The 8,936-nt window shown below is 65.2% G+C and carries 9 protein-coding genes; 7 read left to right on the top strand and 2 right to left on the bottom strand.

The features are described 5' to 3' along the window. Positions 1–2: 2 nt before the first annotated feature. On the bottom strand, positions 3–650 hold the full coding sequence (gene rnhB, locus ABDJ38_RS07330) for a ribonuclease HII (RefSeq protein WP_346784429.1): 648 nt from the start codon (positions 648–650) through the stop codon (positions 3–5). On the opposite strand from rnhB, the gene ABDJ38_RS07325 reads away from it, so the two are divergent. The 6 genes from ABDJ38_RS07325 to ABDJ38_RS07300 all read left to right on the top strand — a co-directional run bounded on the left by ABDJ38_RS07325 (position 649) and on the right by ABDJ38_RS07300 (position 5,673). Next, a complete protein-coding gene (locus tag ABDJ38_RS07325) occupies positions 649–1,839 on the top strand; it encodes a PQQ-dependent sugar dehydrogenase (protein WP_346784428.1) in 1,191 nt (396 codons plus the stop codon). The two genes, rnhB and ABDJ38_RS07325, sit on opposite strands and share 2 nt — an antisense overlap. Before the next feature lie 53 nt (positions 1,840–1,892). Further along, entirely contained in the window at positions 1,893–2,417 is a 525-nt protein-coding gene (locus tag ABDJ38_RS07320) for a GNAT family N-acetyltransferase (protein WP_346784427.1), read from the top strand. 29 nt (positions 2,418–2,446) lie between these two features. After that, positions 2,447–2,998, top strand: coding sequence for a DUF1285 domain-containing protein (locus ABDJ38_RS07315; RefSeq protein ID WP_346784426.1), 552 nt, complete (start codon positions 2,447–2,449; stop codon positions 2,996–2,998). Beyond that, positions 2,995–3,594, top strand: a complete 600-nt coding sequence (locus tag ABDJ38_RS07310; RefSeq protein WP_346784425.1) for a CoA pyrophosphatase — start codon at positions 2,995–2,997, stop codon at positions 3,592–3,594. The genes ABDJ38_RS07315 and ABDJ38_RS07310 overlap by 4 nt, the downstream gene beginning before the upstream one ends. 185 nt (positions 3,595–3,779) lie before the next feature. After that, positions 3,780–4,958, top strand: coding sequence for a CCA tRNA nucleotidyltransferase (locus tag ABDJ38_RS07305; RefSeq protein ID WP_346784424.1), 1,179 nt, complete (start codon positions 3,780–3,782; stop codon positions 4,956–4,958). Positions 4,959–5,166: 208 nt separating this feature from the next. Beyond that, on the top strand, positions 5,167–5,673 hold the full coding sequence (locus ABDJ38_RS07300) for a hypothetical protein (RefSeq protein ID WP_346784423.1): 507 nt from the start codon (positions 5,167–5,169) through the stop codon (positions 5,671–5,673). 220 nt (positions 5,674–5,893) lie between these two features. Here the strand turns inward: ABDJ38_RS07300 and parC are convergent, their stop codons facing one another. Next, the gene (gene parC, locus ABDJ38_RS07295) at positions 5,894–8,194 is read right to left on the bottom strand and encodes a DNA topoisomerase IV subunit A (RefSeq protein ID WP_346784422.1); all 2,301 of its coding nucleotides are present in this window, start codon (positions 8,192–8,194) and stop codon (positions 5,894–5,896) included. Positions 8,195–8,297: 103 nt separating this feature from the next. On the opposite strand from parC, the gene ABDJ38_RS07290 reads away from it, so the two are divergent. Further along, entirely contained in the window at positions 8,298–8,837 is a 540-nt protein-coding gene (locus ABDJ38_RS07290) for a type 1 glutamine amidotransferase domain-containing protein (protein ID WP_346784421.1), read from the top strand. Positions 8,838–8,936: the final 99 nt, after the last annotated feature.

Raw genomic sequence — 8,936 nt, 5'->3', positions numbered from 1 at the left:
GGTTACGCTTCCTGCAGGAACATTTCGAGCTGGGCGACAGGGGCAAAGCTGCGGCGGTGCAGCGGGCTTGGCCCATAAATGCGCAGCGCTTCGCTGTGTTCCTTCGTGCCATAGCCCTTGTTGCGCTCCCACCCATAGTGCGGGTGCGCGAGGGCTGCTTCGCACATGAGCCGGTCGCGATATTCCTTGGCGAGGATCGAGGCCGCGCCGATGGCCGGTTCGCTGCCGTCGCCTCCCACAATCGCGCGCGCTGGCCAGCGCCAGCTTTCGGTGCGCCCGGCAGGCGTGAGGTTACCGTCGATCAGCGCCTCGGCAGGGTCGGCGCCGAGCACCGCGCACAGCCGCTCCATCGCCTGCGCCATGGCCAGCATGGTGGCGGCGAAGATGTTGATCCGGTCGATTGTTTCGGCATCGACCACGCCGATCCCGAAGGCACAGGTCTGGCGGATTTCCTGTTCGAGCACGGCGCGGCGGCGGGCGGTCAACTTCTTGGAATCGCCCAAACCTTCCGGTGCAGGCTTGCACAGGACCACGGCAGCGGCCACAACTGGCCCTGCCAGCGGCCCGCGCCCCGCCTCGTCGACCCCGGCAATGCAGCCGGGCACGGCAAAGCGGCGTTCGAAGCCTGATAACGGAGAGCCGGAAGTCATGCGCAAGTCGATCCTTTCCACCCCATTGTTTACCGTGTCGCTCATCCTCGCAAGCTGTAGCGGGCTTGGCGCCGGGGATAGCACCGCCCAGGAACCCGCCGGCCTCTCCGCCGGGGAGGTGGTCGCGCTGGAGGAAGGCTCGCCCTTCACCGCCACCAGCCACGGCACATTTGCCGAGCCATGGGCCATTGCCGAGGAGCCGGGCACCGGCAATCTCCTGATCACCGAGAAGGCGGGCACTGCCAAGCTGTTCCGCCCCGCCGATGGTAGCGTGCTGGAGATTACGAGCGGCCTTCCCGAGGTCGCCTATGGCGGACAGGGCGGGCTTGGCGACGTGGTCTTTGCGCCGGATTATACGACGAGCGGCACCGTCTACCTCAGCTGGGCCAAGGCCGACGAAGGCGATGCGCGCCGCGCCGCGCTCGGTCGGGGCAAACTGGTCTGCAGCGAGGAGAGCTGCGCGCTAGAATGCTTCACCCAGATCTGGCAGCAAAGCCTCGCTATCGAGAGCAACGGCCATTTCAGCCACAAGATCGCCTTTGCGCCCGATGGACAATACCTGTTCCTCTCCAGCGGCGACCGCCAACAGCAAGACCCCGCGCAAGATCGCACCAACAACCTCGGCGCTGTGCTGCGCCTGAATCTCGACGGCACCCCGGCGGCGGGCAACCCGTTTGCCGAAGAAGGCAGCCCGACCGACCAGATCTGGACCTATGGCCAGCGCAACATCCTCGGCCTCAAGTTCGACGCGGCGGGCAACCTGTGGGAGCTTGAACACGGGCCGCGCGGCGGTGACGAGCTGAACCTCGTCGTCGAAGGAGCGAACTACGGCTGGCCCGCCCGATCCAACGGCGTGAACTACAACGGCGACAACATCCCCGACCATACGGCAGACGATGGCTTCACCAAGCCCGCGATCTTCTGGACCCCGGTCATCGCGCCTGGCGACATGATCTTCTACGAAGGCGACATGTTTGCCGACTGGCAGGGTCAAATCCTGATCGCCAACCTCGCCACCACCAGCATCGTGCGCGTTGCTCTCGATGCTGCAAACAACGCCGCGACCGAGGAAGCACGCTATGCCTTCCCCAAGCGGCTGCGCGACATCGTCGAGGCGAGCGATGGCGCCATCTGGGTAATCGAGGACGGCGACAACGGCAGACTTTTGCGCCTCACGCCAGCGGGCTGAGGCACACAAATCGATTGCAGGCGGTTGCGCGCGCTCCTAATCGCGCGCGTCTCATGGCCGATTCTCTTGCCCCTGCCACAATGGTGCCGCTGAGCGCCGTCGACCCCGCTCTGGTCGAGCAATTGCTCGATCGTGCGTTCGGGCCGGACCGCCATGAGCGCACCGCCTACAAGGTGCGCGAGGGAACCGAATGGCTGCCCGCGCTGAGCTTTGCCGCGATCGACGAGCAGGAATTGCTGGTCGGCTCGATCCAGGTCTATCCTATCGCCCTCACCGACGAGGCGGGCCGTCGCCATCCCATGCTGATGGTCGGCCCGGTCGCCGTGGTGCCCGAACGGCAGGCCGAAGGTTTCGGAACCACGCTGATGATGGCGATGGCCTCCAGCCTCGATCCCGCCGCAGCGCTGCCGCAAGTGCTGATCGGCGATGCGCCTTACTATGGCCGCTTCGGCTTCTTCGCCGCGCCCACGCAGGGCTGGACCCTGCCCGGCCCTTACGACAAGGCCCGCCTGCTCGTGCGCGCGCCCAATGTGGGTGTATTGCCGGAAAAGGGCACGCTGGGGCCTTGGATCGGCTGACGCTCTCTGGCATCGCTGCTTTGACAGCCATGCCATACGACGCCCCGCCCGACCTTGCCTCTCTCTCGCTCGAACAGATTGCCCGCGCGGTGGAAGAACGGCGCCTGCCGCCGGTCGAGCGCTGGAGCCCGAGCGAGGAAATTGACAGCCTGATGCGGATCGCTGCCGACGGCACATGGTTTCATGACGGCAGTCCGATCAATCGCCCGGCGATGGTGCGCGCCTTTTCCTCGCTGCTGGTGAAGGACGAGAGCGGTCAGCATTGGCTGATGACGCCGCAGTGCCGCCAGTCCATCGCGGTCGACGATGCCGCCTTCCTTGCGGTCGATATGAAGGTGGGAGGCGGCGCATTGGCCTTCCGCCTCAACACCGATGAGCTGGTCGTCGCTGGTCCCGACCACCCCTTGCGCGCCGAGGGCGATTCCGATTGCCCGGCGATCTATCTGGCCGTGCGCCACGGCACCGAGGCGCGGCTCGACCGGGCGACCTGGCTCCAGCTGGCCGAGCATGCGCTGGCTGAGGGCGGCGAGGAGTTGGCCGTCACCAGCGCAGGCGCCAACTTCTCGCTGGTGCCGCGATGAGCGAACTGTTCGACCGCCTCACGCACATCTTTGCCAAAAGCCGAGACGTCGGCTTTGCCGGTCTGCGCGACGACAGCGACGTGACCAGCGGCCAACTGCGCCCCGCCGCCGTTCTGATCGCGGTGACCGATCGGCCTGATCCGGGCATCCTGCTCACCCAGCGGCCCGACACCATGCTCAAACATCCCGGCCAGGTGGCCTTCCCTGGCGGCAAGCTGGAAGCGGGCGAAGACGCCGTGGCCGCCGCGCTGCGCGAAGCCGACGAAGAACTGGCCATCGCGCCCGACGCGGTGCGCGTGATCGGACAGACACAGAGTTTCGTCACCGGCTCGGGCTTCGAGCTAACGCCGGTGCTCGGGCTGGTTCCGCACGATCTGCCGATCCGGCCGGACCCGCGCGAGGTGGCGGGCTGGTTCGAGGTGCCGCTGCGTTATGCGCTCGACCAGCGCAACCACGTGGCGAAAAGCGGCCTGTTTCGCGGTATCCAGAGAGACTACACTGAAATCCTGTGGCAGGACTATCGCATCTGGGGGATCACCGCAGGCATTCTGGCGAACCTGTCGCACCGACTGGCCTGGGAAGACCTGCTAGATTGATCGAAAGGGCATTGCCCCCTACCACCGCCGTTCCTCCTGTGCCGAACTTCCGCTCAGCCCCTATCCCCACCCTCCGCTCACCCTGAGCTTGTCGAAGGGTCGCTTTGCCCTTAGCCGACGGAGCCACAATCAGAACGATCCTTCGACAAGCTCAGGATGAGCGGGGTTGGCTAGTGGGGTTGGCAATGGATCAGGTGATACTCGAGGCAGACTGGGCCGCACGCGAAGACCTCGCGGGACTGGTCATGGTGCTGGGCGCAGAAAACTTGCGCTGGGTCGGCGGCGCGGTGCGCGACAGCCTGCTCGGGGCCGAGGTCCATGATATCGACGCCGCCACCACACTTCATCCTGAGGCGGTGATGGCCGCGTTGAAGGAGGCCGGGATCAAGGTCATCCCCACCGGCATCGACCACGGCACCGTCACCGCCGTGCTGCCGGGCGGCAACGTCGAGATCACCACGCTGCGCAAGGATGTCGCCACCGATGGAAGGCGCGCCACCGTCACCTTCGCCGAAGACTGGGCGGAAGACGCCGCACGCCGCGACTTCACCATCAATGCGCTTTATGCACATCCACTTAGCCTGGAAATTTCAGACTATTTCGAGGGCCTTTCCGACCTCGACGCGCGCCAGGTCCGCTTCATCGGCGACGCGCATGAGCGGATCGCCGAGGACCATCTGCGCATCCTGCGCTACTACCGCTTCCAGGCGCGCTTCGGGGCCATGCTGGATGGCGAGGCCGAGGAAGCCTGCGCCGATATGGCGGCGACGCTGAAAGGCCTGTCGCGCGAGCGGGTGGCGGGCGAACTGCTCGCCCTGCTCGCGCTGCCCGAGCCGCTGGCGACGGTCGAGCGGATGTTCGCGCGCGGGGTGCTGCCGGTTGTCCTGCCCGAGGTGACATCCGCAGGGATGGCGCAGCTTGCCGCGCTCATCGCTTTCGAAACATTGCAGTCCGCCAAGCCCGCGCCGCTGCGCAGGCTGGCGGCGATGCTGCCCGCCGAGCCCAAGCTTGCCGAACAGGTCGCCGCGCGGCTCCGGCTCTCCACCGCGCAGAAGAAGGCGCTCTCCCGCATGGCAAAGCGCGGCGGCGAGGACGCAGACCCGCGTGCCCTCGCCTATCGCGAAGGACCGGCCATGGCACGCGACCTGCTGCTGCTTGCCGGGCGCGATGCCGAGGCGCTCGATGACTGGGACGTGCCGGTGTTCCCGCTCAAGGGCGGGCAGATAGTCGCCCGCGGCGTAGGCGCGGGGCCGGAGGTTGCGCGCATCCTGCAAGCAGTCGAGGCGCGCTGGATCGCGGAGAATTTCCCGCCGGAAGACCGCGTGAGCGCGCTTCTCGACGAGGAATTGCGCCAACGCGCTTGAAATCCTCCGCCGATCTGGTGCAGGTAAGGTTAAGAGTGGTCTTGCTAGATCGCTCTCAAGGGTTCGAGGCCTGCTTTGCCTCACAAGTGTCTGCCGCCTTGCGGTGTGCCGCCCTCCATCGTTTTTCCGGCCCAGCATCGCGCGCTGTCGGATTTTGTATCGCTCCCGGCCCCGCCTTGTCCGCTGGCTGGATGGAAGAGGAATTTGCATGACTAACAAACTCACCGCTCTTGCCGCCACTCTCGCTCTCACCTTCGGCGCTGGTGCCGCCAACGCTCAGGAAGTGGGCGCGATGGTGATGGGCAATGACGGCGTCCAGATCGGGACGATCGCCGCTAACGACGGTGCCAACGCCGTGGTCGATACCGGCAAGCACAAGGTGCCGCTGGCGCTCGACAGCTTTGCCGAAGGTGACAACGGCTACACGCTCAACATCACCAAGACCGAACTCGACGCCATGATGGACGAGGAGGTGGCCCGCCGCCAAGCCGCGCTTGCCGCTGCCCTGGTGGTCGGCGCTGAAGTCGCCACGGCAGATGACGTGTCGCTCGGCACCATCGATGAGATGACCGACGTTGGCATCACCATGGTGCAAGACGAGGAGCCGCTGACGCTGCCGCGCGAGATGTTCGCGCTCGACACCGATGGTTCGCTGATGGTGCTGGTCACCAAGGCCGACCTCGACGCTGCCATCGCGGCTGCGCAGGCCAGCTAAGCGGCTAACCCAAGACTACAAGAGGCCCGCGCGGATGTCCGTCCGCGCGGGCCTTCTCGTATCCCGCTTTGAATCCCGTTCCGCTCGTCCTGAGGATAGCACGAAGCCGCAGGCTGAGCGCCAGTCTCGAAGGACCGGCCTCTAAGATCTGCGCGCGTGTGGTTCGAGACGGGTGCTCGGTCTTCGACCTCGCACCCTCCTCACCACGAACGGAACCGGTTTAGAACCGGTTATCCTTCGGAAAACCGTTCGGCGGCAGACGGCCCGCCGCGCCGCGCGCCACCTTCCACATCCCGATCTCGGTCTCGTTACGGGTACGCCCGCTGTCGCCGCCCATCTGCCAGCTCAGCCCCTCGGCCAGCGTGAAGGTCGTAGCATCAGACAGCCCGCCGTCGCGATAGCGTTGCAGTGTCACGCCCTGCCCACGCGTCATCACCGGCATCTCTTCGAGACTGAACACCACCAGCTTGCGGTTCTCGCCAACCACCGCGACATGATCATGCTCGGCGGCGATCGGGCGCACCACCACCAGCTTCGCATCGCCCTTCAGGTTCACCACCTGCCGCCCTTTGCGCGTTTCGGCGAGCAGCTCGTCGGTCACCGCGACAAAGCCCTTGCCGGTATCGGCCGCGAGCAGGATCTGCCGTCCCGGCGCGTGGACGATCATCGCCTTGATCTGCGTCGCGGCATCGATATCGAGCCCGTTGCGTACCGGCTCGCCAAAGCCGCGCGCGCCCGGCAGCTTGTCCGCGCCGAGCGTGAAGAAGCGCCCGTCGCTGCCGCAAAGCAGCAACTTGTCGGTGGTCTGGCAGTGGGCCGCGAAGGCCGGGCCATCGCCCTCCTTGTACTTGAAGTCGCCGCAGCCATCCTGCCCCAGATCGACGTGGCCCTTGGCCGCGCGCACCCAGCCCTTCTGGCTGAGGATCACCGTCACCGGCTCTTTCTCGATCATCGCGCTGGGGTCGAACTCCACGGTCGGCGCGGCCTCGGCAATCGTGGTGCGGCGCGCGCCCAGCGCGGTATCCTCGGCATAGTCCTTGCGCAGCGTGCGCAGGTCTTTCTTGAGGCGTGTGCGCTGGCGGGCCGGGCTATCGAGCAGTTTCTCCAGCTCGTCCTTCTCGGCCAGCAGGTCGTCCTTTTCCTGCCTGAGCTGCATTTCCTCCAGCTTGCGCAAGCTGCGCAGCCGCATGTTGAGGATCGCCTCGGCCTGCCGGTCGGTGAGATTGAACTCCTCCATCATGATCGGCTTGGGCTCATCCTCGGTGCGGATGATTTCGATCACCCGGTCGAGGTTGAGGAAGGCAATGATATAGCCCTCGACCAGTTCCAGCCGGTCGGCAATCTTGCCAAGCCGGTGGCGGGTGCGGTTCTGCAGGATCTCGATCTGGTGGCGCAGCCAGTTTTCGAGCAGCTCCTTCAGACCCATCACCATAGGCGTGCGGGTGGAATCGAGCACGTTCAGGTTCAGCCCAAAGCGCGTTTCGAGATCGGTCAGCTTGTAGACGCTCTCCTTGAGCATCTCGGGGTCGACATTGCGGCTGCGCGGCACCAGCACGAGGCGGATGTTCTCATCACTCTCGTCGCGCACATCTTCCAGCAGGGGCAGCTTCTTGTCGGCGATCACCTGGGCGATCTGCTCGATCAGCTTGCCCTTCGGAACCTGATAGGGGATTTCCGAAATAACAAGCTGATAGCCGCCACCCTTGTGACGCTCTATCCCCGCCTCACGGTCAGCCGCATCCTCAGCCTCAGGGGCGTGGAAGCGGCCGCGCACCCGGAACGAACCGCGCCCGGTCTCATAGGCATTTGAGATCGCCTCCGGGCTGTCGACAATCAGGCCGCCGGTGGCAAAGTCCGGCCCCTGCACCAGCTCCATCAGCCTTGCGTGCTCGACATGCGGGTTGTCGATCAGTTCCAGCGCGGCGTCGATCACCTCGGCGGCGTTGTGGCTGGGAATGTTGGTGGCCATGCCCACCGCGATCCCGCTCGACCCGTTGGCGAGCAGGTTGGGGAACAGGCCGGGGAAGATGACCGGCTCTTCCTCCTCGTTGTTGTAGGTCGGCACGAAGTCCACCGTGCCTTCGTCGAGCCCTTCCATCAGTTGCAGCGCGGTCTTGGTCAGGCGGCATTCGGTGTAACGCTGGGCGGCGGCGTTATCGCCGTCGATATTGCCGAAGTTGCCCTGCCCCTCGATCAGCGGATAGCGCAAGGTGAACGGCTGCGCGAGGCGCACCATCGCATCGTAAAGCGCGCTGTCGCCGTGCGGGTGATATTTGCCCATCACGTCGCCGACCACGCGGCTCGACTTCTTGAACGCGCTATCCGGCCCGAGGCGCAGGCCGCGCATGCCCCACAGGATGCGGCGGTGGACCGGCTTCAGCCCGTCGCGCAGGTCGGGCAAGGACCGCGCGGTGATCGTCGACAGGGCATAGACGAGGTAGCGCTCGGACAGCGCGCTGTCGAACGGCGCATCGACGATAGCGTCGAACGGATCGTGGTCTTCGGTTTCGGCAGACGACATGCAGTTCGGCCTAGCAGCGGCACGGCTGGGGGGACAGCAGGGAACTGCGCGGTTTCCCCAAGCGTAGCAAGGGGGAGAGCAAAATTTTACGGAGAATAGACAGATGCCCCAACATGTTATGATTCTTGCCACCAACGGCTTTGAACAAAGCGAGCTTGAGAAACCCAAACAGATGCTGGAAGAGGCCGGTTACAAGACCACGGTCGTCAGCCCCGAAAGCGGCCAGATCAAGGGCTGGGACAACAAGGACTGGGGCAGCCCGGTCAATGTCGACCTGACGCTTGACAAGGCCCAGGCTCGGGATTTCGATGCGCTGCTGCTGCCCGGCGGCCAAATGAACCCCGATATCCTTCGCATGGACAAGGATGCGGTAGCGATGGTGAAGACCTTCGTCGATGCCGGCAAGCCGGTGGCAGCCATCTGTCACGGGCCTTGGCTGCTGGTCGAAGCTGGCGTGATCGAAGGCAAGACCGTTACCTCCTGGCCCTCGATTCGGACCGACCTGCGCAATGCCGGCGCCAATGTTGTCGACGAAGAAGCCGCCGTTGACGGCAACCTCATCACCAGCCGCAACCCGGACGATATCCCGGCCTTCACCAATGCGCTGATTGCTGCGCTGAAGAACGCGGTCGAGATGGTCTGACGCCGGTTCGTGAAGCGGATAACCATAGGCCCTGTCGATCAATTCGGCGGGGCCTTTTGCATGGGCGCTTGCAAAATGGGATTGTCGCCTCATAGAATA

Source organism: Aurantiacibacter flavus (genome assembly GCF_039710615.1).
Classification (GTDB): Bacteria; Pseudomonadota; Alphaproteobacteria; order Sphingomonadales; family Sphingomonadaceae; genus Alteraurantiacibacter; species Alteraurantiacibacter flavus.
This window is presented reverse-complemented; position numbering and strand designations above follow the sequence as displayed.

Excerpts from the sequence above, each read along its gene's own strand:
- ABDJ38_RS07320 (WP_346784427.1), top strand. The coding sequence starts at position 1,893 with ATGGCCGATTCTCTTGCCCCTGCCACAATGGTGCCGCTGAGCGCCGTC.
- ABDJ38_RS07305 (WP_346784424.1), top strand. The coding sequence starts at position 3,780 with ATGGATCAGGTGATACTCGAGGCAGACTGGGCCGCACGCGAAGACCTC.
- ABDJ38_RS07325 (WP_346784428.1), top strand. The coding sequence starts at position 649 with ATGCGCAAGTCGATCCTTTCCACCCCATTGTTTACCGTGTCGCTCATC.
- ABDJ38_RS07315 (WP_346784426.1), top strand. The coding sequence starts at position 2,447 with ATGCCATACGACGCCCCGCCCGACCTTGCCTCTCTCTCGCTCGAACAG.
- ABDJ38_RS07290 (WP_346784421.1), top strand. The coding sequence starts at position 8,298 with ATGCCCCAACATGTTATGATTCTTGCCACCAACGGCTTTGAACAAAGC.
- parC (WP_346784422.1), bottom strand. The coding sequence starts at position 8,194 with ATGTCGTCTGCCGAAACCGAAGACCACGATCCGTTCGACGCTATCGTC.
- rnhB (WP_346784429.1), bottom strand. The coding sequence starts at position 650 with ATGACTTCCGGCTCTCCGTTATCAGGCTTCGAACGCCGCTTTGCCGTG.
- ABDJ38_RS07300 (WP_346784423.1), top strand. The coding sequence starts at position 5,167 with ATGACTAACAAACTCACCGCTCTTGCCGCCACTCTCGCTCTCACCTTC.
- ABDJ38_RS07310 (WP_346784425.1), top strand. The coding sequence starts at position 2,995 with ATGAGCGAACTGTTCGACCGCCTCACGCACATCTTTGCCAAAAGCCGA.